Below are 25,903 nucleotides of genomic sequence, written 5' to 3'. Positions count from 1 at the left end.
AAGACCTGCCAGGTGGTGTCGCGCAGCTGGTAGCGGGTGAAGCTTTCGACGCCGTTGATCCGGTAGGAGATGAGCTGGCCCCCTGAGGTGGTGCCCAGGAGCCAGTTCGAGGCGGTCGCGGTCAGCGTCTTCAACGTGAAGCCGCCGCCGATCAGCTGTCCAGCGGAGATGTTGGACAGGGCGGGCTTGGTGGCGTTGATGGTGTAGCGGCGCAGCACCCCGCCGGCGATGCCGAACAGGTGGGTGTTGCCGTCGTAGGCGAGCAGTTCGTGGGTGTATCCGGTGCCCAGGAGGACGGGTGGGGAGAAGACGAGGCTGTCGCGGTTGGTGATGACGTCGATCCGGTACAGCCGGCCTTCGGGGCTGTCTTCGGTGACGAGGATGGTGTTGAAGTTGAGGGTGGCCATCGCCTTGGGGGTGAAGCCGAGGGTGGCGGTGGAGGTGACCGCGCCGTGCGTGCGCTGCCCGGTGGCGGCGTCGATCGCGGTGTAGGTCAGCCGGCCGTCGGCCAGCACCCCGTACACCGAAGCCGTGCCCCTCGGCGCGCTGACGTACGGCAGGATGGTGTTGACCATGATCTGCGCGTCGCCGGCCTCGACCTGATAGCGGTCCGGATAGGCGGACACCTGGACGGCCTGCGCCACCTCGCCGACCGGCGCGGTCCGCCAGCTGTTGTTCGGGTAGACCCGGATCATCTTGTCCAGGAAGGCGTTGGTGGCCCACGTCGGGTTGAGGCGCTGGGACGCGCTCCCCCAGGACGCGCGCTGCTGGAACAGCCCCAGGCTGTCGTGGTCGACCTCCTCGCTGATGTTCTGGATGCTGGTCTCCACGATGGTCGTGGCCATCGCGATCACGGCTGCTCGCGGGTCCAGGCCGCGGTCGTGCACGGCCTTGATCACCATCCGCGCGCAGGACACGCGGTAGGCGGACATGTAGCCGCGCATCTTGGCCTTGAGCGTGCCGTTGAGCTGGTTGGCCAGGGCGGTGTCGGTGGAGGTGGTGCCGCTGGGGTCGCAGGCGGCGAGCTGGTAGGCGGCGGTGATGTTCGATGCCGCGCTGGGCTCCGGCTGCGGGTCGGCCATCGCGGGCTGCGCCGCGGCCGATAAGACGAGTGCGGTGACGGCCGTCACGGCCGCGAGGGTGAATCTGGACATGGGTGATAGAGCCCTTCAAGTGAATCCGGCCGCTGCCGACCGGCACGTGGGTTTCGGGTGGTGTTTCAGCTGACGGTGGCGGGTTGGGTGGACAGCAGGGTCTGGGTCCAGCCGCCGGCGTCGACGGTGCCGAGGCCGGCCACGTCTGCGCCGTTGCCGTCGTGGGGGTTGGCGTCGAGGTAGCGGTGCATCGACCCTTCGGGGCGGTGGCCGTAGTAGACGCCGCCGGGGGACATCAGGTAGTCGAAGACCTGCCAGGTGGTGTCGCGCAGCTGGTAGCGGGTGAAGCTCTCGACCCCGTTGATCCGGTAGGAGATCAGCTGACCGCTCTGTGTGGTGCCCAGGAGCCAGTTCGACGCGGTGGCGGTGAGGGTCTTCAGCGTGAAGCCGCCGCCGATCAGCTCTCCGGCGGAGATGTTGGCCAGGGCCGGCTTGGCGGCGTTGACCGTGTACCGGCGCAGCACCCCGCCCGCGATGCCGAACAGATGACTGTTGCCGTCGTAGGCGAGCAGCTCATGCGTGTAACCGGTGCCCAGCAGGACCGGCGGCGAGAAGACCAGGCTGTCCCGGTTGGTGATCACGTCGATCCGGTACAGCCTGCCCTCGGGGCTGTCCTCGGTGACCAGGATGGTGTTGAAGTTGAGGGTGGCCATCGCCTTGGGGGTGAAGCCCAGGGTGGCGGTGGAGGTGACCGCGCCATGGGTGCGCTGCCCGGTGGCGGCGTCGATCGCGGTGTAGGTCAGCCGGCCGTCGGCCAGCACCCCGTACACCGAAGCCGTGCCCTGGACCGGCGGCGAGTCGTTGACGATCCTTGCGTACCTGACGGGGATGTAGCTGCCGGTCATGCTCGACCACGACTCGTCCCCGCGCTGGCTGTGGGAGTTGGCCGTGGGACCCTTCGCCCAGTCGTTCTCCCAGCCGTTGGAGTCGGGGCTGCCGGTCCCGTTCAGCGAGTACGTCCACGCGCCCTTGGTGTGGTCGCCCGCGTCCTTCCAACGCGCGAAGAGCTCCATGTGCCCGTCGCGCAGGATCGCGTCCCCGGGGAGCAGGTCGTGCATGCTCCCCAAGCGGACGAGGGAGCTGTAGTTGAAGAAGTCGGCGGTGCTGTTGCCGCCCTTGCCGGCGTTCGCGGTGATGTGCCACGCCATGGAGACGAGGCCCGAACAGTCGGGACCGTACCGGTTGTCGCCCTCCACGTCCGTGATCAACGTGCCGGAAGCCCGGGTCTTGTTGTACCTGACATTGCGATCGACCCAGTTCTGCGCCCGGGCGAGCACCTCGGAACGGGTGATGGTGCCGTTGGGCACGCTCGCGGCGTGCGCCTGCGCCGCCCGGCCGGCAACGTCCAGTGCGGTCAAGCCGAACGTCGCCACACCGACCGCGAAAGCCGCGGCGAGGCAGCGGGAGACAGACCGGCGGAGTGCGCGGAATCTCGTCATGGAGCCTTTCCTTTCTGATCGACCCGGCCACTGCCGGTCGCCAAGAAAGCTGCCAGCCGCTCCTGTAGCTCCACTCCAATCCGCCTCCAAACGAAAGCCCGGGAAAAGGGCCGGCGGTTCCGTTAACGAGGTCGGGCGGAACGGCGTAACTGGCGTGAAGTGCGGCGAGAGAGCCGGAAAGGCGGGTTGGAGCGGCTTTGAAGCGGCTTTGCAGAACGGCGGCGAACACTTCGGGCCATGAAACCTTCCGTGCCAAACGCCGCCGTCTTATACCGCCGGCTGCGCCCTGCTCTGGCCGTGACCGTCGTGGCCATGGGCGCGGTCATGCTCACCTCGGCTCCCGCGTCGGCGGTCTCCCGTCCGGCCATCGTCTCCGTCGCGCAGGACCAGCTCGGCAACACCGCACGCAATCACGAGTCCCCGATGGGCAGCGGCTGCAACTACTACACCGGCTACTTCCGGAGCTGGAAGCCCGCCACGGGCTGCCCGTCCGGCGACGGCGTCCAGTGGCGCAACAGCGACTGGTGCGCCGACTTCGCCAAGTACGTCTGGCGGAACGCCGGAGTGCCGTACGCCGAAGTGCCCGAGGGCAGCGGCGGCATCCTCACCGGCTGGGCGTCGTCGTTCAAGGACTACGGCGTCGCACACGGCACCTGGCGGACCCGCGCCAGCGGTTACCTGCCGCAACCCGGCGACGCCGTCGTCTTCGACTGGGACCAGAGCGGCGACATCGACCACGTGGGCATCGTGACCTCGGCGAACTCCAGCACGGTCTACACGATCGAGGGCAACAGCGGCGACCGGATCAAGGCCAACTCCTACTCCCGCTCCAACGCCGACATCGTCGGTTACAGCGCTCCCGTGGGAGCGGCCGAGGTCCAGGGCACGGCTTCGGTGTACGGGGTGCTGGCCGACGGCCGGCTGACCTACACCGCGATCGACGCCGCCACCGGACAGCGCACCCATGGCGCGGTCACCTCCACCGCCACCCTGGGCTTCACGCCGAAGGCGATGGCCACCCTGAACTTCAACACCATCCTCGTCACCGAGGACAGCGCCGAGGGCAGGCTGTACCAGATCGACGTCATCACCAACCGCGACAGCCTGGTCTTCTCCCCACCCGTCCTGCTGGGCACCGGATACACCCATGAGCTGCTCGCCTACGACGGCAACACCCACCTGTTCGGCATCGCCGGCGGCGTGCTACGCCGCTACACCATCAACGCCACCAAGCCCGCCCTGTCCAACATCTCCGCCGGAGAATTGATCGGCGGCGGCTTCACCCTCAAAACCCTCACCGCCACCGCCTCCAACTGGCTGCTCGGCACCACGCAGAGCGGTCAGCTCATCTCGTACCGGATCAACGGGGTCGAAAGCTTCACCCGCTACCAGCTGCGCGACACCACCTGGCAGGTCTTCGACTACCTGATGTCGCCCGGCGGCGGCGTCTACTACGGCCACCGCCCCGAAGGCTCCATGCACCGCTACCTCGACGCCAACCCCCACGACGGCAACGGCGCAGACGTGGCCGGCCTCGGGACCGTCGATGCCGGCGGCTGGACCCAGACCCTGCTGTCCACCCAACCCGCCACCGTCAGCTGAAACACCGCCAACCCAAACACCGTCAACAAGGACAGGGCACCGCGAAGGACTCCGGGAACCCCCGGGGTCCCTTCGCGTTTTATTGGGATTTTCCGCAGAAACCCAACTCTGGTATACCGCGCCGGTAAACCCTAGGGTTTAGGAGGGGTCGGCCGAGCCTTTTGGGAGAACCAATGGAGTTACGGCTCCTCGGTCCGGTTGAGGTGTGGAGCGACGGGCGGCAGGTCCGCCTCGGGGGCGGCAAACCACGGGCCCTGCTCGCCGCCCTGCTGCTGGACGCGGGTCGCGTGGTCACCGTCGAGCGGTTGATGGAGGCGATCTGGCAGGACGATCCGCCGCCGACCGCGCGCGGAGTGCTGCAGACGTACGTCGCCTCGCTGCGCCGCGCGTTCACCAACGCGGACCTGCCGGGGATCATCGTCTCGCACCGGATGGGCTACACCACCGAGATCCCGCCGGGCGCCCTGGACAAGGACGTCTTCGAACGCCTCGTCGACCAGGGACGGCGGGCCTCGCGCGACGGGGACCACCGGGAGGCGGCGGACCGTTTCCGGGCGGGCCTGGAGCTGTGGCGGGGCCCGGCCCTGGGCGGCATCGGCGACACCTTCCTGCGCGCGGAGGCGGCCAGGCTGGAGGAGCTTCGGCTGGCGGTGGTCGAGGAGCGGATCTCGGCCGACCTGGCGGCGGGCCGGGACGAGGGCCTGATCGACGAGCTCACCGGGCTGGTCGCGGTGCATCCGGCCCGTGAGCTGCTGCGCCGTGACCTCATGGTGGCGCTCTATCGGGCCGGCCGGCAGGGGGACGCGCTCGCGGCCTACCAGCAGGGCAGGCAGGTACTGATCGAGGAGCTGGGCGTCGAGCCCGGTCCCGAGCTGCGGCAGGCGCACGAATCGATCCTGCGCTCCGACCCCGCGCTGCTGGGCGCGGCCAAGGCTCCCGCAGCCGCCCCGCCCCGGCAACCGCCGGCCAAGGCTCCCCCGCCCCGGCAACTGCCTTCCCCGCCGCCCGACTTCACCGCCCGCGAGGCGGAGATCGCGGAGTTGCGCGACCGCCTCACCAGGCCGGACGCCATGCCGGTCTGCGTGATCTTCGGGCCTGGCGGCGTGGGCAAGTCGGCCCTGGCGCTGCGTGCCGCGCACGAGATCGCGCACCTCTACCCCGACGGCCAGCTGCACGTCGAGCTGCGCGGCACCACGGAGGCGCCGGCCACCCCGCAGGAGGTGCTCGGCCGGCTGCTGCGCGAGCTGGAGCCCGGCGCGTCGCCGCCCGGCACGCTGGAGGAGTGCGCCGCCCGTTACCGCACGTTGCTGGCCGACCGGCGCAAGCTGGTCGTCCTGGAGGACGCCGCCGCCGAGCGGCAGGTTCGGCCGCTGCTGCCGGGCGCCCCTGGCTGCGGGGTGATCGTCACCTCCCGCAACCGGCTGACCGGGCTGGCCGGCGCCACGGTGCTCGACCTCGGCCTGCTGCCGGACCAGGCGGCCCTGCGGCTGCTGGAGCAGGTCGCCGGTCCCGGGCGGATCGCCGACGACGCGGACGCGGCGCTGCGGATCGTACGGCAGTGCGGTGGCCTGCCGCTCGCCCTGCGCATCTGCGGGGCGCGGCTGGCCTCGCGGCGTCAGTGGTCGGTGGCCAGGCTGGCCGACCGGCTGGCCGACGAGCAGCGCAGGCTGGACGAGCTGGCCGCCGGGGACCAGGAGGTGCGGGCCGGCATCGCCCTCAGCTACGACCTGCTGCCGCCGGAGGCGCGGGCTGCGCTGCGCCGCCTGGGCCTGCTCGGCCTGCCGTACTTCCCGGTGTGGGTGGCGGCGGCGGTCATGGAGACCGGCCTGGACGAGGCGGAGGAGGTGCTGGACCACCTCGTGGACGCGTCCCTGGCGAGCGTGGTGGACACGGACGCCGCCGGCCGTACCCGCTACCGGCTGCATGACCTGATCCGGCTGTTCGCGCGGGAGCGGGCGCACGCGGAGGAGCCGGAAGCGGCCCGCACGGCGATGGTCCGCAGGGTGCTCGGCGGATGGTTGTGGCTGGTCGAGCGGATCAGCGAGGCCATGCCCAACGGGGCGATCCCGATGCGCGCCTCCCTCGGCCTGGCGCGGCCGGTGGCGGAGGAGGTGGCGCGGATGGTGCTCGCCGACCCGCACGAGTGGTTCCGCGGCGAGGAGGAGGCGCTGATCGTCGCGGTGGAGCTGGCGGCGGCGCTGGACCTCGACGACATCGCGGTGGAGCTGGCCGCCGCGCTGTCCTCGGTGGCCTTCGAGGGCAGCCAGTACGTCTTCGACAACCCCTTCGCGGCCTGGCACCGCACCCACGAGGCGGCTCTGGCGGTGGCGCGGCGGACGGACAACGCCCTGGGCGAGGCGACCCTGCTGGCGGGCCTCGGGCACCTGCACTACGAGCGCGACCGCTTCGCCGAGTCCCGCGAGTACCTCAGCCAGGCGTTGTCCCTGTTCCGCTCGGCGCGGGACCCCCGGGGGGAGGCCACCACCCTCGCCGCCCTCGGCGCCGCCTGCCGCGAGCAGGGCTACCTGCCGGAGTCGCTGCACTTCCTGGGCCGGGCGAGCCGGTTGTGGACCGACCTCGCCGACCCCGCGGCGCTCGCGCACGTCAAGCGGCTGGCCGGCACCGTGCACCTAGAGCGCGGGGACTACCCGGCGGCCTGGGGCGACCTGAGTGCCGCGCTGGCCCTCTACCAGGAGGAGGGCAACCGCCGCGGCCAGGGGCTGACCCTGCGCAACCTGGCCCTGTACCACCGTGCCCGGGGCGAGCTGGCACGCTCGGAGGAGCTGTCAGGGCAGGCGCTGGAGATCTTCCGTGACCTGGGCGACCGGCTGATGGAGGCGTACTGCATGCGCTCCCTGGCCAAGACCCTGCTCCGGCTCGGCCGGTTCGACGCGGCCCGCCGGGACCTGGACGACGCCTTCGCCGCGATCCGGGCGCTCAACGACCGCTGGGGCGAGGCGTGCACGCTGCGCACGCTCGGCGAGCTCGATCTCGCCGAGGGGCGGCTCTACCAGGCCAAGAGCCACCTGGAGGAGTCGCTGGCGCTGTGGGAGACGCTGCGGACCGTCCTGTTCCGCGCGCGCACCCTGCGTGACCTGGCCCAGGTGCACGAAGCGCTGGGCGATGACGCCGCCGCCAAGGCGGCCCTGGCCGAGGCCCTGGAGATCTTCCGGCTGCACGAGGCCAGGGAGTACCGCGAGCTCGGCGGTTGAGCGGCTTTACAGCGTTCTTGGAGCGCGCCACCGCATCATGGGGCTCGGCGTCTCAAGTGGGAGCGTCCTTGGAACCATCATGGAGGCCTCCTTGCCGGAGATCGTGCTCCTGTCAGACCCGCGGATCGCCGAGGTGCTGGTGAAGGAGTGTGGCGAACCCCTCGTGGACCTGCGCACGCTGGAGGCGGTCCGGGTCGACCGGCGCTTGGCCGACAGCGAGGGCGCGTTCGCGCACGTGCGGCTGAGCGTGGCCGACCGCCTGATCGCCGCGCAGACCAGCCTGCCACGCAGGCTGCGCCTGCTGGTGGTGGAGGGGTTCCGGCCGGCGGCCCTGCAGCATCGCTACTTCGACGCGTCCGTGGCCGCGCACCGGGCGGCGCATCCCGGCTGGGACGAGCCCCGGGCCCGGCTGGAGGCCAGCAGGTACGTCTCCCCGCCCGAGGTGGCCCCGCACGTCAGCGGCGGCGCGGTGGACCTGACCCTGTGCACCGTCTCCGGTGTCGAGCTGCCGATGGGCACGCAGGTCAACGCCACCCCGCCGGAGAGCGACGAGGCGTGTTACACCGCCTACCCGGACATCTCCGCCGAGGCCCGCCTCAACCGCGACACCCTGGGCACCGCCATGGCGTCGGCCGGCTTCGTCAACTACCCCACCGAGTGGTGGCACTGGTCCTACGGCGACCGCTACTGGGCCTTCGTCACGGGCTCCCGCTTCGCCCGTTACGGCATCAGCGACGGCCCCGGCCGCTGAGGGCCGGCGATACGTTCGGCTATCCCTGGGGCAGGCGGGACGGGTGGGCTCCCGCCTGCACCCAGCCGGGGTAGGAGGGCGGCAGGGCGCTGACGGCCTCCAGCTCCGCCAGGTCCTGCTCCGTCAGCTGGACGTCCGCCGCGCCGAGGTTCTCGGTCAGCTGGTCGGGGCGCTTGGCGCCCACGATGACGCTGGTGACGCCGGGCTGGGCCAGCACCCAGGCGAGCGCGACGGTGGCCACGCCGATCCCGTGCCGCGCGGCGACGGCACGCATCACGTCGATGACGTCGTATCCGCGCTCCCGGTCGATCGGCGGGTTCTCGACCTGGGCCTGCCGGGCCGAGGCGTCGCTCACGCCCTCGCGCCCGAACTTCCCTGACAGGAACCCGCCGGCCAGCGGGCTGTAGACCAGCATGCCGAGCCGCTCCTCGCGGATCAGGGGCAGGATCTCCCGGTCGAGGTCGCGGCCGACGAGGGAGTAGTACGACTGGAGGGACACGAACCGGGCCAGCCCGTGCCGCTCGGAGACGCCCAGGGCCTTGGCGAGCTGCCACGCCGCCAGGTTGGAGGCGCCGACATAGCGGACCTTCCCCTGCCGGACCGCGTCGTCCAGCGCCGACAGGGTCTCCTCCAGCGGGGTCACCGGGTCGAAGCTGTGGATCTGGTAGAGGTCGACATGATCGGTACGCAGCCGGCGGAGGCTGTCCTCCAGCGAGCGCATCACGTGGATGCGGGACAGCCCCGCGTCGTTCGGCCCGGGCCCCATCCGGGCATAGAGCTTGGTGGCCAGCACGACGTCGCGGCGGCGCCCGGCGAGGATCTGGCCCAGGAACTCCTCGCACTCGCCGCCGGCGTAGATGTCGGCGGTGTCGACGAGGTTCACCCCGGCGTCCAGGGCCATGCCCACCAGCCGGTCGGCGGCCTTCAGGTCCAGCGCGCCGAGGAGGTCCCACGGCTGGGTCCCGGCCCCGCCGAAGGTCATCGTCCCCAGGGCGACGCGGGACACGAAGGCTCCAGTGGAACCGAGTTGCTCGTACTGCACGGGTGATCCTCTCGTCCGCGAAACCCGTCAAACAGCCCAAATGGTATGAAAGTCGGCACGTGACGGGGAATGCGCGATCGTCCGGCGCTCATGCGTCATCGTCCGGGGACCGATAGCGCCCCCCGCGCTTGCGCGCCCCGTGCCGGGGTAGCCGCCGGTCATGCGCTTCGGAAACTGGGACATCCGGCCGCTCGGGGGCTGGGCCGGATGCCTGACGATGATCGTCGTGTCGATCCTGCTGTCGGTCCTGCTGACCGTCATCGTCAACTTGCTCTTCTGACGTCGGCCCGCACGAGCCCGGCGTGGGGTTCCGGACAACGATTCCCCTACGATGGGGAGGGTTTTTATCAGGTTATGTCCGGCTCGACCGATGCCGCCGAGGCTCCGGGGAGGCGCCACGCCCCGCCGCCCGGCGACCGTGGGCCGTCCGAGCGTTGAGGGAGCATGCGTGACATTCAGCCAGTTGTCCCACCTGGAATGCGGCCGCTGCGGAGCCGTCCACGACAGTGAGCGCCCGCAGAACCTGTGCACGAAGTGCTCCTCGCCTCTGCTGGCCCGCTACGACCTGGCCGCCGTCCGCGCCTCCGTGAGCCCGGCCGACATCGCCCAGCGCACGCCGGACCTGTGGCGCTACCACGAGCTGCTGCCGGTCCGGGACCCGTCGGCGGTGACCACCCTCGGCGAGGGGATGACGCCGCTGCTGCCGATGCCCCGTTACGGCGAGCGCATCGGCCTGCCGCGGCTGCTGATGAAGGACGAGGGCCTGATCCCGACCGGCTCGTTCAAGGCCCGCGGCGCCGCGGTCGGCGTGTCACGCGCGGCCGAGCTGGGCATCAAGCGGCTGGCGATGCCCACCAACGGCAACGCCGGCGCCGCCTGGGCGCTCTACGGCGCCCGCGCCGGGCTGGCCGCCACGGTCGTCATGCCGGTGGACGCGCCGGAGATCACCCGGCGCGAGTGCGTGGCCTCGGGTACGGACCTGCACCTGGTGGACGGGCTGATCAGCGATGCCGGGCGGATCGTGGGCGAGCTGGTGGCGGCCTCGGAAGGCCGGGTCTTCGACACCTCGACGCTCAAGGAGCCGTACCGCATCGAGGGCAAGAAGACGATGGGCATCGAGATCGCCGAGCAGCTCGGCTGGCGCACCCCCGACGTGATCCTCTACCCGACCGGCGGCGGCGTGGGGCTGATCGGCATCCACAAGGCGCTGAACGAGCTGCGCGAGCTCGGCTGGATCTCGGGGCCGTCGCCGCGGCTGGTCGCGGTCCAGGCCGAGGGCTGCGCGCCGATCGTCCGCGCGTTCGAGCGCGGGGAGCCGGAGAGTCAGTTCTGGGCCGACTCCCGCACGGTGGCCTTCGGCATCAACGTGCCCAAGCCGCTCGGCGACTTCCTCATCCTGCGGGCGCTGGCCGAGACCTCGGGCACGGCGATCACGGTCACCGACGCGGAGTTGCTGGCCGAGCTGCGTGAGGTCGCGGCCCTGGAGGGCGCCTATGTCTGCCCGGAGGGCGCGGCGGCCTTCGCCGCGGCCCGCAAGCTGCGCGCCTCGGGCTGGATCGGCGCGGACGAGGAGGTGGTGGTGCTGAACACCGGCGCCGGCATCAAGTACCCGCAGACCGTCCCGGTGGACGCGCCGATCCTCCCGGTGGACGGCCACCTCGTCTGACCGCGGCCAAGGGCTCAGCCGGGTGGCACCAGGTCGTCCAGGGAGACGGCGAGCCAGAGCTGGAGGCGGTGACCGGGGTCGGTGAAGGGCCGGCCCGCGACCCGTTCGGCGACGGCCAGGCGGCGGCGCAGGGTGTTGCGGTGCACGCCGAGCCGCCGCGCCGCCAGCTCCAGGTTCTCCCCCGCCTCCAGGTAGGCGCGGACGGTGGCCACCAGGTCGCCGCCGTGCCGCGCCTCGTGCTCGCGCAGCGGCCGCAGCACGGCGGCGGCGAAGCGGTGTGCCGCGTCGGGCACGAGCGCGTCCTTCAGCAGCGCCGAGGTCTCCAGCTCGTCGGCGTGGGTGTAGCCGCCGCCCCGGGCGGCCAGCGCGGCGGCCTGCCGCACCGCCGCGGGCAGCTCGTCCAGGCCGAGCGCCCGGCAGCCGCCGCCCGGCACCCCCAGCCGCGCGCACAGCTCCGCACCCAGCCGCCGGTCGCTCTCCGGCAGCACGAACAGCGTGCCGTCCGGCCGGTCGCAGACGAACGCCAGCTCCCCGGCCTCCGGATCGGCCACCACCTCCTCCAGCGCCTCCAGCGCCGCCTCCGCCGGCACCCCAGGCCGCGTCACCACCACCTCGTACGGCGGCGCCGCCACCGGGCACAACTCGCCCAGCCGGCCCGGTGACAGCCCGCCGTCGAGCACGGCGGCCAGCAGCCTCCCCCGCTGCGCGTGCGCCTTGACCCGCCCGGCCCGCACGCCGAACAGCTCCATGGCGAGCAGGCAGGCAGCCTGGTTGGTAAGCATCCTGGCATGCCACTCCAGCGGCGAGGCGGTGCGCACCGCCAGCCAGCCGGTCGGCGGCCCGGAGAAGCCGAGGCTCTGCACCTGGACGGCGTGCAGGCCGTCGTCCAGCACGCCGGCGCTGCGCCGGGCCGCGCTCCTGGCCGCCTCCACCGCCCGGGCGTGCCAGGGCCGCTCCCCCTCCGGCGCCGCCGCCCTGGGCCCGGCATGCGGGTCCAGCAGCAGGGCCTCCCCGCTCGTGTGCTCGGCCAGGGTCCGCAGGATGCCCGGCGTGCCGGACAGCAGCGCGGCCCGCGCCATGGCCTCCTGGGCGGCCACGACCCGGCGCTCGCCGCGTACGCGCTCGTCGGCGTGCCACCGGGCGACGGCCTCGGTCACCTCGATGAACGAGGTCAGGATCTCCAGGATCGGCAGGCCGTGCTCGTCCGCGGCGGCCAGCACCTCCGCCGGGACCTCGGCCAGCCCCTCGCCGAGCGCGAACGCGAGCGCGGCGCAGCCCGCGCCCGCCAGCCGCGCGACGTAGGCGTGCCGCCCGTCCGTGTCGGCCGGCAGTCCCAGGCCGATGGTCATCACCAGCTCGTCCCCGCGCAGCCACGGCACCGGGTCGGTCAGCTCCGACACGTGTGCCCAGCGCACCACGCGGGCCAGCCCGGCGCGCCCGGCCAGCAGCCGCATGCCCATCCCGGGCAGGGTCATGACCTGGGCGACCCTCAATGCCATGGCTGCTCCCCCGGCGGCGTCCCGATGTGCATAACGCACCCTAAAACACCTTCTATGGTGCGTTTCGCCCCGGGTCCGATCCTTCCGACCTGCGCATATCGTCGTCGCACCCCCTGAACCACCCGGAGGATCCATGAATCGCGCCACCCGGGCGGCCGGCGCCGCCTTCGTCGGAACCACGATCGAGTGGTACGACTTCTACGTCTACGCCACGGCGGCCGCGCTGCTGTTCGGCGACCTGTTCTTCCCGAACGCCTCCAGCCCCACGGTGGCGCTCATGGCCTCCTTCGCCACCTACGCGGTCGGCTTCTTCGCCAGGCCGCTCGGCGGCATCGTGTTCGGCCACTTCGGCGACCGGGTCAGCCGGAAGTCGGCGCTGGTGGTCACGCTGCTCATGATGGGCGCGGCGACGTTCGCGGTGGGGCTGCTGCCGACGTACGACTCCATCGGGGCGCTCGCGCCCGTGCTGCTGGTGCTGCTGCGCTTCGTGCAGGGGCTCGCGGTCGGCGGCGAGTGGGGTGGGGCCGCGCTGATGGCGGTCGAGCACGCGCCGGAGGGCAAGAAGACGTTCTACGGCGGTTTCGCCCAGCTCGGCAACCCGGCGGGCGCGCTGCTGGCCACCGGCGCCTTCAGCCTGGTGAGCCTGTTCGGCGAGGAGGCCCTGCACACGTGGGGCTGGCGGGTGCCGTTCATCGTCTCGGCCGTGCTGGTGCTGGTCGGGCTGTTCATCAGGCTGCGGGTCGAGGAGTCGCCGGTCTTCGAGCGGGCCGAGAAGACCGGCGTGCCGATCAAGGAGGTCTTCCGCGTGTCGTGGCGGTCGGTGCTGCTCGGCGTCGGCACGCTGCCCGTGGCCATCGGCGGCTACTACCTCCTGACCACGTTCCTGCTGTCGTACGCCACCGGCCCGTCGGCCGGCGAGTCCGAGCAGCTCGTCCTGAACGGCCTGAGCTTCGCCTCGTTCGTCGAGCTGGTCGCCACGCTCGGCATCGCCTGGATGGGTGACCGGTTCGGCGGGCGCAAGATCGCCATCTGGTTCCTCGTCGCCACCGCCGTGCTGGCGGTGCCGCAGTTCGCCGTGCTCGGCTCGCACAACGCGTTCCTGATCTTCGCGATGCTCGGCCTGATGCGGCTGGCGACCTCGGGCACGTACGGGCCGATGGCCGCCGTGCTGGCCGAGATGTTCCCGCCGCAGGTGCGCTACACCGGGATCTCGCTCGCCTACCAGGGCGCGGGCGCGATCTTCGGCGGGCTGTCGCCGCTGGCCGCCACCGCCCTCGTCGGCGCGTACGGCGGCGCCGCCTGGCCGGCCGTGGCCCTGCTCGTCGCCATGTGCGCGCTCAGCGTGGTCTGTCTGGCCGTGGCGCCCCGCCACCGGGACCGCGTGCCCGCCACCGCTGCCTGAACACCACAGAAGAGGAGGAGAGACGCCTTGTCCACCACCGTCATCACCGGCGGGAACGTCATCACCATGGATCCGGCGAACCCGGCGGCGCAGGCCGTGGCCGTGCGAGACGGCCGCATCCTGGCCGTGGGCCGCGAGCCGGACGTGCTGGCCGCGGCCGGTCCGGGCGCCGAGATCGTCGACGCCGGCGGGCGGAGTGTGGTGCCCGGCTTCATCGATCCGCACAACCACCTGCTGTCCACGGCGGAGACGCTGGTGGCGGTGGACGCCCGCTACCCGGGCGTGGGCAGCGCCGCCGACCTGGTGGCCGTGATCGCCGCCGAGGCGGCCAGGACCCCGGCTGGCCAGTGGATCCGGGCGTACGGCATGGACGACGCGAAGTTCCCCGGCGGCCGGCCGACGCGGCGGCAGCTCGACGAGGCCACCACCGAGCATCCGGTGATCGTCTACCACGTGTCCGGGCACCAGGCGGTGGTCAACTCGGCCGCGCTGGCCTGGCGCGGCATCGGTGAGGACGTGGCAGACCCGGCGGGCGGCGGGTTCGTCCGGGACGAGGGCGGGCGGCTCACCGGCATGGTGCTGGACTCGGCCATGGAGCTGCTGCTGCCGGTGGCCGTGGACATCGGCTGCCACGGCCCGAACTTCCACGTGGACCTGCCGCTCGAACAGCTGCGTTCCTGGCTGGAACTGGCCGGGGACACCTACCTGCGGGCCGGGGTGACGACCGTGTGCGACCCGCAGGTGTCGCGCCGCGAGCTGCTGGTCTACCGCTCCGCGTGGGAGGCGGGGACGCTGCCGGTGCGGACCGCGATCATGCCGCTGTCGCACATGCTGGACGAGCTGGCCTCGATCGGCCTGGCCGGCCCGTTCGGCGACGACCGGCTGCGCTTCGGCGCGATGAAGTTCTACTGCGACGGCACGCTGCTCGGCGGCACCGCGATGTTCGAGCAGCCGTACGGCGAGGGCTTCACCGGCTCGCTCTACCACCGGCCCGGCGAGCTGGTGGACCTCGTCCGGCGGGCCGCCACGGCGGGCTGGCAGGTCGGCATCCACACCCAGGGCGACCGGGCGATGGGCTATTCGCTCGAAGCCATCAAGGCCGCGGTGGCGGTGTCCGGGGACGACGCCCGGCCCAGGATCGAGCACTGCGGGCACCCCACGCCCGCCCAGGTCAAGGAGTTCGCGGCACTCGGCGTGATCCCGGTCAACCAGCCGAACTTCCTCCACGACAGCGGCACCGACTTCCTGCGCCGGCTCGGCGAGCGGCGGGGGCACCGCCTGCAGCCGATGCGCGAGGAGCTGGACGCGGGGCTGCGGCCGGTGCTGTCCAGCGACTCGTTCGTCTCGTCGCTGCGGCCCATGGAGACGGTGGCCAACGCGGTGCGCCGCCGTACCAGGGAGGGCGGGCCGATCGGGGCCGAGCAGGCGATCACCCTGGACGAGGCGCTGCGCGCGCACACGATCGACGCCGCGTACGCCCTGCGCATGGAGGACCGCATCGGCTCCCTCACGCCCGGCAAGCTGGCCGACGTGGTGGTCCTGGAAGCGGACGTGCACTCCCTGCCCGCCGGCTCCCTGTCCGGCGTGAACGCGTGGCTGACCATGCTCGACGGGCAGATCGTGCACCGCTCGCACCCCTGAACCCGGCCGCCAGCCGGATCTACGAACACAATTGACGAAACATTCGCTTGAAAGGTGCTTCTTCCTAACATCGGAGCCCCGCGCCGTAGTGAGGCGCGGGGCTGACGAAGGAGGAGCACTTTCGTGCACACCAGCCAGGCCCCCGGCCGCACCCCCCACACACCCTCCGGACCCCGACCCCGCCGGCGCGGGCCCATCGCGCTGACCGGCCTGCTCGCGGGAGCGCTGCTGGCCGGGCTCGGCTCGCCCGCGACCGCAGCGACCGAACCGGAACCCGCAGCCGCAGCCGCGGCGACCGGGCCCGCTCCCGCGCCCTGCCCGGAGGTGCTCGCGGGGCAGGCGACCTGTTACCGCGGGCAGGACCGGAACGGCGCCCACTACATGATCGCCATCCCGGCCGACTGGAACGGGTCGCTGGTCATGCACGCCCACGGCGGGCCCGACCTGACCGAGCAGTCCGACCCCGAGCGCAGCCCCGGGGACCTGGCCCGCTGGTCGGTGATGGTGCGCGAGGGCTATGCCTGGGCGGGCTCGGCCTACCGCCGGGGCGGCTACGGCACCAGGATGGCGGCCGAGGACACCGAGAACCTGCGGCGGCTGTTCGTCGACAGGTTCGGGCAGCCGCGCCGGACCTACGTCCACGGCCAGTCCTGGGGCGGCAACGTGGCCGCCAAGGTCGCCGAGATCTACGGGCGCCGCCCGGGCTCGCCGTACGACGGGGTGCTGCTGACCAGCGGCGTGCTGGCGGGCGGCTCGCGCGGTTACGACTACCGGGTGGACCTGCGGGTGGTCTACCAGTACTACTGCCGCAACCACCCGCGCCCCACCGAGCCGCAGTATCCGCTGTGGATGGGGCTGCGCGCGGACTCGACGATGACGACGACCGGCCTGCGCGCCCGGCTGAGCGAGTGCACCGGCTACGACCTGCAGCCCGCCGAGCGCACGCCCCTCCAGCAACGCAACCTCGACGACATCCTGGCGGTGACGAAGATCCCCGAGCGCACGCTGGAATCCCACCTGAGGTTCGCCACCTTCACCTTCCGCGACATCGTGCACAACAGGCTCGGCGGCCGGAACCCGTTCGACAACCGGACCATCCGTTACTCCGGGTCCCATGACGACAAGGCGCTCAACGCCGGGGTCGAGCGGTTCTCGGCCGACCCGAGGGCGGTACGGGACCTGTCCTTCGACAGCGACATCACCGGGGCGGTCTCCCTGCCCGTGCTCACCATGCACGCGATCGACGACCCCACGGCGTTCGTCGAGCACGAGGCGGCCTACCGCGCCAGCCTGGAGGGCGCCCGTTCCGCCGGCCACCTCGTGCAGACCTTCACCCGGGAGAGCGAGCACAGCGAACTGAGCGCCTCGGAGTACGCCACCGCGATGTCGGCGCTGGCCACGTGGGTGCGTACCGGCCGCAAGCCCACGGCCGGGGCGCTGGCCGCGTCCTGCCCGGCCTTCGACGCCGTCTACGGCACCGGCTGCTACTTCGACCCCGGCTTCGTGCCCGCCGACTACGCCTCCCGGGTGCTGCCGCGGCCGGGCGCCCGCCACTGGCCCGCGCTCACCGCCGCGCAGGAGCGGGCCCTGGCCCGGCGCGGTGACGTGGGCATCGCCCCCTGAACCCGGCCCCTGAGCCCGGGTGACGTTTCCTGACATATCCGACAGATGGGGATACATGGGGGAAACCTGATCACCGATCCGCCGCAACAGATCGCGCTCACACTCACCTCCAGAGATCTTGGAGGTGCCGTGAGCTACAGCAGACGTGGTTTCTTGACAGCGGTGGGCACGACGGGCGGCGCGGGCGCGCTCTTCGCCACGATGGGCGCGCTCGGCCTGGCGCCCACCGCCGAGGCGGCGGCCCGCACGGCCTTCGTCCCGCCCCAGCCGTCCGACTTCACCCTCACCGGGCGGGCCGCCAAGAAGGTGGTCGTGCTCGGTGCGGGCGTCGCCGGCCTGGCCACCGCGTACGAACTCGGCAAGGCCGGCTACGAGTGCGTCATCCTGGAAGCGCTGGACCGGGTCGGCGGCCGTAACTGGACCATCAGGGGTGGCGACCGCCTCACCGAGCTCGACGGCTCCACCCAGACCGCCCGCTTCTCCGACGACGTCTACTTCAACGCCGGACCGGGCCGGCTCGCGCAGTGGATGGTCACCGTGGACTACGCCCGCGAACTGGGCGTGCCCCTGGAGGTCTTCACCAACGCCAACGCCAACGCCTACATCTACAACGCGGGCGCCGGGATGGCCGCGCCGGTGCGCTGGCGCACGGCGAAGGCGGACGTCTTCGGGTATGTCTCCGAGCTGCTGTCCACCGCCACCGACAGTGGCGCCCTGGACGGCAGGCTCACCGCCACGGACAAGGAACGGCTCATCACCTTCCTGCGCGGCTTCGGCTCGATCGGCAACAAGACGCAGGGCTTCGCGTACCAAGGCGGCGGGCGCCGGGGATACAGCCTCGATCCGGGCGCGGGCGAGCAGCCCGGCGTGACGCTGGGCCCGGTCCCCTCGATGTCGGAGGTGTTCGCCAGCGGAGTCGGCCAGCGTTTCTCCTTCGAGCTCGGTTACGACCAGGCGATGCTCATGTTCCAGCCGGTCGGCGGCATGGACGCCATCCCCAGGGCGTTAGCCGCCGCGCTCGGCAAGCACAAGATCCGGCTCAGGTCCAAGGTCACCAGGATCACCGACCTGCCGGACGGCGTCGAGGTCGAGTACCAGGACGCGAACGGCCGTACCCGGCGCCTCACCGCGGACCTGTGCGTGGCCACGATGCCGCCGCACATCCTCGCCAGGACACCGCACAACCTCGGCCCCGACGTGCAGGCCGCGCTGGCCACGCCGACCGTCAGCTCGGCAGGCAAGATCGGCCTGGAGTACCGCCGCCGCTGGTGGGAGACCGACGAGGACATCTACGGCGGTATCACCAACACCGACCTCGACCTGTCCGCCATCTGGTATCCCTCCTACGGCTACGGCGGGCGGCGCGGCCTGGTCGTCGGCTACTACAACACCGGCGCCCAGGCCGACGCCTATGCGGCCCTGCCTCATCGCGAGCGGGAGAGGCGCGCGATCGAGCAGGGCATGAAGATTCACGGCGCGAAGTACCGCGACGAGCTGGTCTCCTCGGTATCCGTGGCGTGGAAGCTCCAGCCGCACATCGAGGGCGCCTGGGTCGGCTGGCCCTCGCGCACCGGCGCCTACCAGTTGCTGAACAGGCCCGCCGGGCACGTCCACTTCGCGGGCGACTGGCTCAGCTACATGATCGCCTGGCAGGCGGGCGCCCTGGAGTCCGCCCGCAAGGCGGTCACCGACCTGCACCAACGAGTCCTGGCCTCCTGACCGAAGCCCGCCTGCCCTCGGACCACCGGGAGCTTGAATGCTTATGGCCTAGAATCCGACAGATGTCCGCAGCCCCCGCCCGGCTGGCCTGGCTGGACGCCCTGCGGGGACCGGCAGCGCTGGCCGTCACCATGCACCACGCCGGCTGGACCTTCCTGCCGGGCCTGTGGGCGGTGGTGGACCGCAACATCGACATGGGCACGTGGGGCGTGTTCGTGTTCTTCCTGGTCAGCGGCTACATCATCCCGGCCTCTCTGGAGCGGCGCGGCGACCTGCGCGCCTTCTGGGCCGGCCGGGCCTTCCGCCTGCTCCCGCTGCTGCTGGCCGCCTGCGGCCTGGCGCTCCTGCTCGCCCACGCGGGCGTGCTGCCCCTCGAACCGGGGCTCGGCGAGCGCCCGCTGCCCCTGGTCGTGCTCGGCAACGTGACGATGCTCCAAGAACTGCTCAACCTGCCGCCGGTCATCAACGTGACGTGGACGCTCTCGTACGAGATGGCGTTCTACCTGCTGAGCGTCGCGCTGTTCGCGACCGGGCAGGCGCGCAGGTCCGCGGGCATCGCCACCGGCCTGGCGGTGCTGGCCGTGCCGCTGGGGCTGCTGCTGCCGGGGGCCACCATCGGCGGCGGGGCGGATCTGCCCGCCGTGCTGCTCGACCTGGCGGTGGTCGCGGCCATCGCGGTCACCGTGCTCGGGCACGGCAGGACGCGGACGGTGGCCGCGGTCGCGGGCGGGCTGCTCGGGCTGGCGCTGGTGTTCCTGGGCAGCCGGGGCGGCACCTGGCAGGGCGTGATCATCCTGGCCACGATGTTCGCCGGGACGGCGATCCACCGGGCCGAGCAGGGGACGATCTCGTGGCGCGCGGCCGCCGTCGCGGTGGCGACCGTGCTCGGGTGCGGGCTCCCCGCCAAGGACGACTCCGGCTGGGCGCCGGCGATCGTGCTGGCCTTCGCCGCCTTCGCGCTGGCGTACGCGCTGCGCGAGCGCGCCTTCCCGCGCCCGCTGGCGGGGCTGGGCATGATCAGCTTCTCCCTCTACCTGCTGCACCCGCTCCTGCTGTACGTGGTGCCGGGCCTGACGCCGTTCCTGCTCGCCCTGATCCCGCTCAGCCTGCTGACCTACCACCTCATCGAGACCCCCGCCCAGCGCCTCGGCAAGCGCCTGTTAGCCCGCCCGGCCAGGTGAGCCGGGTGGAGTCTTCGTGTTCACTTGTCGGTGGCGGCGTCCGCGATCAGGCCGATGCCGATGCCGAGCATCCACACGTCCTTGCTGATGCCGATGCCCGCCGGAGTCGGCCACACGCTGCCGGGCTTGTGCAGGGCCGGGGTGCGCAGGTACATGGTGACCAGGCTCGCGGAGAAGCCGGTCAGCGCGGCACCCGCGACCGCCGCCGGGACGAACGGCGCCAGCAGCGCCGCGCCGGTGGCGATCTCCCCGGCGGCGAGCAGGCGCATGAACCTGCGGGGCGACATCGACTTCAGGAACGGGAAGGCGTTGGCGGCCGTGCCGTGGATGCCGGCGGCGTGCTGCTCGTCGTCGTCGCGCCACTTCTCCAGGCCGGAGTGCAGGATGTAGGCGCCGGTGGCCAGGCGGCCGGGCAGCGTACGTGCCTTGATCGGCAGTTTCATGGGGTTCCTCCTCAGGGGTGGGGTTATCAGGGGGTGATGTTGAAGTTGTCGCGGAAGACGTTGGCGGGGTCGTAACGGCGCTTGAGCTCCCGTAGCCGCCGCAGGGTCTCGCCGGGGAAAGCGTCGTCGAGGCGTTCGGGGCGCAGGTCGGTCTCGAAGTTGAGGTAGATGCCCGAGAAGTGCGGGCGCATGCGGTCCCAGATCGCGTCCAGCCGGGCGCGGCTGGGGCCGAAGGCGACGAGCTGGAAGTTCGCGGAGCGGCCGGCGTAGGCGGTGGCGTCGGCGGGGACGTCGGAGACCGCGCCACCGACCGTACGGATCTGGAAGAAGTACGTCTCGCCGCTCATGATCAAGCGGGTGGCCGCCGCGGCGAGGTCGGCGGTGAGGTGGTCGGCCAGAGCCGAGCGGGCCACCGGATCGCCCTGCCCGTCGTGCCCGCCGGGCGGCACATGCATGATCGCCGAGTACGGCAGGATCTGGATGGTGTGGTCGAGCAGCGGCGCGACGGCGGCGATGGGCCGCAGCCGGTCGAGCACCGTCTCGGCGTCGTCGGCGTCGACCACCAGCATGACCTGCGCGATGACCGGCTGCCCCGGACGGGGACGGCCGATGATCAGCTGGCCGGAGACGTCCCTGGGCGCGGCCTCGATCGCGGCGCCCCAGCGCCGCAGGAACCCGGCCGTGTCACTGGCGTCCATGACGAACTGCGCGAAGCCGACCTCGCCCACCTCGTCCACCTCGAACTCGAAGGAGGTGACGATGCCGAAGTTCCCCCCGGCGCCCCGTACGGCCCAGAACAGCTCGGCGTTCCGCGTGTCGTCGGCGCGGACGAGCGAGCCGTCGGCCAGCACCAGGTCGACCGCCCGCAGGCGGTCGAGGGTCAGGCCGTGCTCCCGGACCAGCCAGCCGACGCCGCCCGCGGTGGCCAGCCCGCCGACGCCCACCCCGCCGTAGTCACCGGAGCTGAGCGCCCAGCCGTGCGGCGCCAGCGCGCCCGCGACGTCGCTCCAGCGGGCGCCCGGTCCGATGCGGACGCGGCGGGTCTCCTTGTCGAGCACCTCGATGGCGTTCAGCCGGGAGACGTCGATGACGATGCCGCCGTGGTTGGTGGAGCGCCCGCTGATGCCGTGCCCGCCGCTGCGGACGGCCAGCGGCACCTGCTGGCCGCGGGCGAAGGCGAGGGCGTCGGCGACCTCGGCGGGCGTGCCGGGCCGCAGCACCAGGCCGGGCGAGCCGCCGCGCATGTAGGTCGAGCGTACGCGGGCGTAACCCGCGTCGCCGGGCTCGATCGTCGTGAGGTGGGCGGGCACGGCCTCGTAGTCGATGCCCGGGTGCCGGTGTGCCCGGACGAGGCTGCTGGGCACGGCCGCCTCGGTGACGCCTCGGGCGGCGCGGGCCGCGGCCACGGCCTGCCGCACGGCGGGAACCACCTCCTGGGCGAACCTGCGCAGGGCCGCCTCGTCCGCGTCCTCCACCAGGAACGTGCCGGCGCCGTGCTCCAGGGCCATGGCCACGAGTTCGCCGGTCCATTCCGGGGCTGCCGCGCGGGGCGCGACGGTGACCAGGCGGCGGATCTCCCGCGGATCTCGTCCCGCGCGGACGGCCGCCTCGTCGATGACCGCCTGATCGGCGGCGAGCCCGCCGGACGTGGTCAGCCACCCGTCGGCCCCCGCCGCGATGGCAGGGTCCGGCCGGGTGCCGCCGGTCCAGACGGGGATGTTGTGCGCGGGAGCCGGTCCGCGTTCCGCACCGGCGATCCGGTAGTGCTCGCCCTCGGCCCGCAGCGGCAGGCGCGTATCGGATCCCCAGACGCCACGGATGATGCCGATCGCCTCGCCTAAGGCGGTGGCGGCCTGCTCGGGCGGCAGCGGACGCACGCCGCTCGCCTCCCAGCGCCCAGCGCCGTCGCCCAGGCCGAGCTCCAGCCGCCCGCCGGCGAGCAGGTCCAGGCCGGCCGCCGCCCGGCCGAGCACGGCGGGTGCCCATTCGGCCGCGTCGAGCAGGTGCGGCGCCAGGCCGATCCTGCCGGTACGGCCGGCGACCCAGCTCAGCAACGTCCAGGTATCGGTCTCCTCGCCGGAGACGGTCACCAGGTCCAGTCCCAGCTCCTCGGCCAGCCGGGCGCGCTCGGCCGCCTCCTGCGGTGTCCGCGCCACCACATGGGCGCCGAACCGGAGCGGGTGCGCGTAGTCCATCATCGCCTCCTCGACCGTTCGGCGGCGACGAGCTCGCGGGTGGCCGGGGCGACCTCCTGGCCGAAGAGCTCCAGGACCGCCGGGTCGTCGTTCATGAGGATGTAGCCGCTGACGCCGTACTCCAGCGTGAGCGCGGCGAGCTGCTCGGCCCACTGCTCCGGCGGGCCGGACAGCAGTTGGTCGCCGCCCTGCCCGAACCGGCCGCTGATGTTGGCCAGCCGCCGCACCGCGGCGGGCGGCCTGCCCGCCTCGGCGGCGGCCGCGTCGATGATCGCGTTGCCCTCGGCGAACTGGTCCACGCTCGTGAAGTAGGGCAGCGAGGGCAGCCAGCCGTCGGCCTTGGCGCCGATCAGGCGGAGCATGCGGGGCTTGTACGCGCCCAGCCAGATGCCGACGTCGTGCGCCGGGGCCGGCCCCCGCTTGGCCCCGTCGACCTGGTAATAGGTGCCGTCGAGCCGGAAGCGCTCCTTGTTGCCGGCGTCCCAGATCCCGCGAATGACGTCGATGGCCTCGCTGAGCGCGTCCACGCCCTGCCCGGGGCTCAGGCGACGGCCGCCCATGGCCTCGATGGCGTCCCAGAACCCGCCGGCGCCCAGCCCCAGCTCGAACCGGCCCCCGCTGAGCAGGTCCAGGCTGGCCGCCGCGCGGGCGAGCACGGCGGGCGGGCGCAGCGGGAGGTTGATCACGTTGCCGGACAGGCGGATGCGCTCGGTGCGCGCGGCCACGTAGCTCAGCAGCGTCCAGGTGTCCAGGAAGGCCGGCTGGTAGGGATGGTCCTGGAAGGTCACCAGGTCCAGGTCCGCGTCCTCGGACACCTGTGCCAGGTCGAGCACACGTTCGGGAGCGGCGTTGGCGGGGGTGATGAACGACCCGAACAGCAGGTCGTGGCCATAGTCAGGCATGTGATCCCCTCAGATGTGCGGTCCCACAAACTGTATTTGGTGGAGATGTGTTGTCAAACCACACATCTTCCGGACGTATTCCAGGACAGGCCGGGGGGTGGGAAGGTCGCCGGGGGCGGCGGTCAACGGGGGGCGGAGTCGCCCAGGAGGTGTTCGGCGGCGACGCACGGGTCGGCCGGGGGCTCGATGCTGCGCGCGCGGCAGGCCACCGTCCGCAGCAGGTCGCGGAAGACCGTACGCTGCGCGGGCTCCAGCGCGCTCAGGAGGTCGTCCTCCGCGTCGCCCACCACCCGCTCCAGCTCGGCGAGCACCCGCCGGCCCGCCGCGGTGACGACGACTTTGCGGGCCCGCCGGTCGACGGTGCTCTGCCGGCGCTCCACCAGCCCCGCCTCGACGAGGTCGTCGATGAGGTAGGTCATCACCGTGCGGTCGATGCCCAGGAAGGCTGCCAGGGCGCTCTGCGTGGGCTGGTCGCCGTGGACCACCGTGGACAGGACCTGGTAGCCGCGCATGCCGTGCGGCAGCGACTCGAGCAGGGGCCCGACCGCGGTGTGAAAGGTGCTCAGGAGCACCCCGAGTTGCCAGCCGAAGTCGCCCTCATTGCGCACCGGCTGCTCGTCACGTCGTCCTGCGGCCGCCTGACTGGTCATGAAAACCACGATACCCGGCCGCGCATATCATCTGTGTGACCACGCATCGCCCGCGGTCAGCCGCCGGACGGTTTCCTGCCCAGCGCGCGTTTCACGGTGCTGGACAGGACGGCCCGCATGCCCTGCTGGGCGCGGCGGGCGGCGTGCAGCTGGCGGCGCAGCGTGCCGACCTCACGGCGCAGCTCCACGGCGCTCTTGCGCCAGCGCGCCGCCTCCTCGCGCCACTTGGTCACCTGGGCGCGCAGCCGCTCGGCCTCCTTGGCCAGCCTGGCCGCCTCGGCCTCGGCCTGGATCCTGGCCTTGTACGCGTTGCGGCGCCCCGTCAGCTCGACCGGCTCGGCGGTGAAGTCGTAGGTCTCGCCCGCCACCCACCGCACACCCGAGACGTCGTCCACGGCGTCGTCCAGGTCCTCGCCGGGCCGGGCGACGAGCCGGGCGCGGGCGAAGGACGACACACGTTCCAGCCGGGCCGCCACGATGCCCTCGGACGACTCGCCGAGCAGCACCCCGATCAGGCCGAGCCCTTCGGCACGGGCCAGGTTCAGCAGCCGGGCCACGGAGTCCTCGCCGGGCACCCAGCCCGCCGGCAGCCGCAGCACGAACGGCACCGACGGGTGCACCTCCTCCGCGGTCGCCAGGCGTATCCGGCTCTCGTGCTCGTAGTGGCCGTGGACCAGCACCAGGTCGAGGTTCGGGTCCTTGAGCGGGGCGCGGCGGTCACGGTCGAGGGTGTCCCACGGGCCGACCAGGACCACGGACAGGTCCGTCACCGTCGAGGCGAGCAGCGCGTCCACGGTGGCGCGTACGGCCTCGTACCCGGCCGTGCCGTCGACGACCGCGGTGAGGTTGGGCACCTTCCACTGCCGGGCCGGGTGGGTGCGCAGCCACTGGTAGGCGGGGATGCGGTCGGCGACGAAGGCGTGGCTGACCCGGTCGATGCGCTTCTGCTCGCGCATGCGCATGGTCGGGCCCAGGTGGTAGGCCAGGGCCCGCGGCTCGGGCACGAACACCGCCCCCGCCTGGTACAGGCGGTAGCCCATCTCGGTGTCCTGGCCGAGGATCAGGTCGTCGTCCATCGGCCCCGCGGCCCGGACGAGCCGGGCGCTGACGGAGGTGGCGCCGCCCACGTGCAGGCTGAACGGGCGCGGCGAGTTGACGGTGAGCCCGTCGGTCCGCTCGACCAGCCCGACCAGCCAGGCGTGCGGCTCGGCCGGCTCGAACGCCGCCTCCAGGTCCTCGGGGAGCACGTCGGGCAGCGGCGCCTCGGTGAAGCGCAGGTAGCTGGTGACGGAGAGGTACGGGGCGGCGTGGTGCCAGCGCATGTGCGCCTCCAGCGCGCCGGGCGTCAGCACCACGTCGGAGTCGAGCCAGTGGATGACGTCGCCGGTGGCCTTGGCGAGCCCGGCGTTGCGGGCGCTGGCCCGGCCCGGCCGCTCGCACACCACCAGGCGGGCCGCCGCGCCCTCGGGCAGCCGCAACGGGGGTGAGCTGCCGTTGTCGACGACGATGACCTCGGTCAGCTCCGCCGGGTACGTCTGCCGCGCCAGGCCCTGCAGCACCAGATCCAGCTTCTCCTGGGCGCCGTAGGCCGGGATGATCACGCTGACCCCCAGCTCAGGGGTGAATTGCTCCGGCGGCTGGAGGACGCGGTAGTCGTTGCCCCGTACCCGCCGCACCTCACCCCCGTCGTCTGGCTCTGTTTCTGACATGGAGGCTCGCGCTCCTCGACATTCGGGTTGACGGCGGCGACCTAGATTACGCCATTTTCCTGGGAAAGCGCCC

The 25,903-nt window shown here is 72.4% G+C and carries 18 protein-coding genes; 9 read left to right on the top strand and 9 right to left on the bottom strand.

Annotation, left to right across the window (positions count from 1 at the left end; translation table 11 throughout):
• Together BLS95_RS55360 and BLS95_RS02585 are read right to left on the bottom strand one after the other, a co-directional pair.
• Positions 1–1,154: hypothetical protein (locus BLS95_RS55360; protein ID WP_090928682.1), on the bottom strand; the 1,154-nt coding region annotated here is incomplete at its 3' end.
• 65 nt (positions 1,155–1,219) lie between these two features.
• Entirely contained in the window at positions 1,220–2,593 is a 1,374-nt protein-coding gene (locus tag BLS95_RS02585; protein WP_090928679.1) for a hypothetical protein, read from the bottom strand.
• 237 nt (positions 2,594–2,830) lie between these two features.
• Between BLS95_RS02585 and BLS95_RS58870 the strand changes: the two genes are divergently transcribed.
• From BLS95_RS58870 to BLS95_RS02570, 3 genes are all read left to right on the top strand, one after another.
• On the top strand, positions 2,831–4,195 hold the full coding sequence (locus BLS95_RS58870) for a CHAP domain-containing protein (protein WP_090928676.1): 1,365 nt from the start codon (positions 2,831–2,833) through the stop codon (positions 4,193–4,195).
• A 173-nt stretch (positions 4,196–4,368) separates the two neighbouring features.
• On the top strand, positions 4,369–7,407 hold the full coding sequence (locus tag BLS95_RS02575) for an AfsR/SARP family transcriptional regulator (protein WP_090928673.1): 3,039 nt from the start codon (positions 4,369–4,371) through the stop codon (positions 7,405–7,407).
• Between the two features lie 79 nt (positions 7,408–7,486).
• Positions 7,487–8,158: a M15 family metallopeptidase gene (locus BLS95_RS02570; protein WP_245764775.1), complete on the top strand. Its 672-nt coding sequence runs from the start codon at positions 7,487–7,489 to the stop codon at positions 8,156–8,158.
• Between the two features lie 19 nt (positions 8,159–8,177).
• Here the strand turns inward: BLS95_RS02570 and BLS95_RS02565 are convergent, their stop codons facing one another.
• Entirely contained in the window at positions 8,178–9,200 is a 1,023-nt protein-coding gene (locus BLS95_RS02565) for an aldo/keto reductase (protein WP_090928669.1), read from the bottom strand.
• A 448-nt stretch (positions 9,201–9,648) separates the two neighbouring features.
• Here BLS95_RS02565 and BLS95_RS02560 point away from each other — a divergent pair, with 448 nt between their 5' ends.
• Positions 9,649–10,866, top strand: a complete 1,218-nt coding sequence (locus BLS95_RS02560; protein WP_090928666.1) for a threonine synthase — start codon at positions 9,649–9,651, stop codon at positions 10,864–10,866.
• Between the two features lie 14 nt (positions 10,867–10,880).
• Here the strand turns inward: BLS95_RS02560 and BLS95_RS02555 are convergent, their stop codons facing one another.
• The gene (locus BLS95_RS02555) at positions 10,881–12,365 is read right to left on the bottom strand and encodes a PucR family transcriptional regulator (protein ID WP_176992986.1); all 1,485 of its coding nucleotides are present in this window, start codon (positions 12,363–12,365) and stop codon (positions 10,881–10,883) included.
• 133 nt (positions 12,366–12,498) lie between these two features.
• On the opposite strand from BLS95_RS02555, the gene BLS95_RS02550 reads away from it, so the two are divergent.
• The 5 genes from BLS95_RS02550 (at position 12,499) to BLS95_RS02530 (ending at position 19,931) form a co-directional block, all read left to right on the top strand.
• The gene (locus BLS95_RS02550; protein WP_090928659.1) at positions 12,499–13,767 is read left to right on the top strand and encodes an MFS transporter; all 1,269 of its coding nucleotides are present in this window, start codon (positions 12,499–12,501) and stop codon (positions 13,765–13,767) included.
• A 66-nt stretch (positions 13,768–13,833) separates the two neighbouring features.
• Positions 13,834–15,408, top strand: coding sequence for an amidohydrolase (locus tag BLS95_RS02545; RefSeq protein ID WP_090929173.1), 1,575 nt, complete (start codon positions 13,834–13,836; stop codon positions 15,406–15,408).
• Between the two features lie 123 nt (positions 15,409–15,531).
• Positions 15,532–17,031 (top strand): alpha/beta hydrolase, encoded by a 1,500-nt coding sequence (locus tag BLS95_RS02540; protein WP_218135551.1) that lies wholly within the window; start codon positions 15,532–15,534, stop codon positions 17,029–17,031.
• Between the two features lie 129 nt (positions 17,032–17,160).
• Positions 17,161–18,750: a flavin monoamine oxidase family protein gene (locus tag BLS95_RS02535; protein ID WP_342742666.1), complete on the top strand. Its 1,590-nt coding sequence runs from the start codon at positions 17,161–17,163 to the stop codon at positions 18,748–18,750.
• A 62-nt stretch (positions 18,751–18,812) separates the two neighbouring features.
• Positions 18,813–19,931 (top strand): acyltransferase family protein, encoded by a 1,119-nt coding sequence (locus tag BLS95_RS02530; protein ID WP_090928653.1) that lies wholly within the window; start codon positions 18,813–18,815, stop codon positions 19,929–19,931.
• A 20-nt stretch (positions 19,932–19,951) separates the two neighbouring features.
• Here the strand turns inward: BLS95_RS02530 and BLS95_RS02525 are convergent, their stop codons facing one another.
• From BLS95_RS02525 to BLS95_RS02505, 5 genes are all read right to left on the bottom strand, one after another.
• Complete coding sequence (locus BLS95_RS02525) at positions 19,952–20,374, bottom strand: DoxX family membrane protein (protein WP_090928650.1); 423 nt, start codon at positions 20,372–20,374, stop codon at positions 19,952–19,954.
• Positions 20,375–20,400: 26 nt separating this feature from the next.
• The gene (locus BLS95_RS02520) at positions 20,401–22,572 is read right to left on the bottom strand and encodes an LLM class flavin-dependent oxidoreductase (protein ID WP_218135550.1); all 2,172 of its coding nucleotides are present in this window, start codon (positions 22,570–22,572) and stop codon (positions 20,401–20,403) included.
• The gene (locus tag BLS95_RS02515) at positions 22,569–23,471 is read right to left on the bottom strand and encodes an LLM class flavin-dependent oxidoreductase (protein WP_090928643.1); all 903 of its coding nucleotides are present in this window, start codon (positions 23,469–23,471) and stop codon (positions 22,569–22,571) included. Before BLS95_RS02515 ends, BLS95_RS02520 begins: the two co-directional genes overlap by 4 nt.
• Before the next feature lie 122 nt (positions 23,472–23,593).
• Positions 23,594–24,121 carry a MarR family winged helix-turn-helix transcriptional regulator gene (locus tag BLS95_RS02510; RefSeq protein ID WP_090928640.1) on the bottom strand — a complete coding sequence of 176 codons (528 nt, stop codon included), beginning with the start codon at positions 24,119–24,121 and terminating at the stop codon, positions 23,594–23,596.
• A gap of 56 nt (positions 24,122–24,177) precedes the next feature.
• Positions 24,178–25,830 carry a glycosyltransferase family 2 protein gene (locus tag BLS95_RS02505; RefSeq protein WP_090928637.1) on the bottom strand — a complete coding sequence of 551 codons (1,653 nt, stop codon included), beginning with the start codon at positions 25,828–25,830 and terminating at the stop codon, positions 24,178–24,180.
• Positions 25,831–25,903 lie beyond the last annotated feature (73 nt).

The organism is Nonomuraea jiangxiensis, from assembly GCF_900099965.1.
Taxonomy (GTDB): Bacteria; Actinomycetota; Actinomycetes; order Streptosporangiales; family Streptosporangiaceae; genus Nonomuraea; species Nonomuraea jiangxiensis.
Note: the sequence above shows the minus strand (reverse complement) of the source record. Positions and strands in the feature narration are given on the sequence as shown.

Bases quoted from the DNA above. Each gene is read 5' to 3' on its own strand.
- BLS95_RS02585 (WP_090928679.1), bottom strand. From the start codon at position 2,593: ATGACGAGATTCCGCGCACTCCGCCGGTCTGTCTCCCGCTGCCTCGCC.
- BLS95_RS58870 (WP_090928676.1), top strand. From the start codon at position 2,831: ATGAAACCTTCCGTGCCAAACGCCGCCGTCTTATACCGCCGGCTGCGC.
- BLS95_RS02575 (WP_090928673.1), top strand. From the start codon at position 4,369: ATGGAGTTACGGCTCCTCGGTCCGGTTGAGGTGTGGAGCGACGGGCGG.
- BLS95_RS02570 (WP_245764775.1), top strand. From the start codon at position 7,487: ATGGAGGCCTCCTTGCCGGAGATCGTGCTCCTGTCAGACCCGCGGATC.
- BLS95_RS02555 (WP_176992986.1), bottom strand. From the start codon at position 12,365: ATGGCATTGAGGGTCGCCCAGGTCATGACCCTGCCCGGGATGGGCATG.
- BLS95_RS02550 (WP_090928659.1), top strand. From the start codon at position 12,499: ATGAATCGCGCCACCCGGGCGGCCGGCGCCGCCTTCGTCGGAACCACG.
- BLS95_RS02545 (WP_090929173.1), top strand. From the start codon at position 13,834: ATGGATCCGGCGAACCCGGCGGCGCAGGCCGTGGCCGTGCGAGACGGC.
- BLS95_RS02530 (WP_090928653.1), top strand. From the start codon at position 18,813: ATGTCCGCAGCCCCCGCCCGGCTGGCCTGGCTGGACGCCCTGCGGGGA.
- BLS95_RS02525 (WP_090928650.1), bottom strand. From the start codon at position 20,374: ATGAAACTGCCGATCAAGGCACGTACGCTGCCCGGCCGCCTGGCCACC.
- BLS95_RS02520 (WP_218135550.1), bottom strand. From the start codon at position 22,572: ATGATGGACTACGCGCACCCGCTCCGGTTCGGCGCCCATGTGGTGGCG.
- BLS95_RS02515 (WP_090928643.1), bottom strand. From the start codon at position 23,471: ATGCCTGACTATGGCCACGACCTGCTGTTCGGGTCGTTCATCACCCCC.
- BLS95_RS02510 (WP_090928640.1), bottom strand. From the start codon at position 24,121: ATGACCAGTCAGGCGGCCGCAGGACGACGTGACGAGCAGCCGGTGCGC.
- BLS95_RS02505 (WP_090928637.1), bottom strand. From the start codon at position 25,830: ATGTCAGAAACAGAGCCAGACGACGGGGGTGAGGTGCGGCGGGTACGG.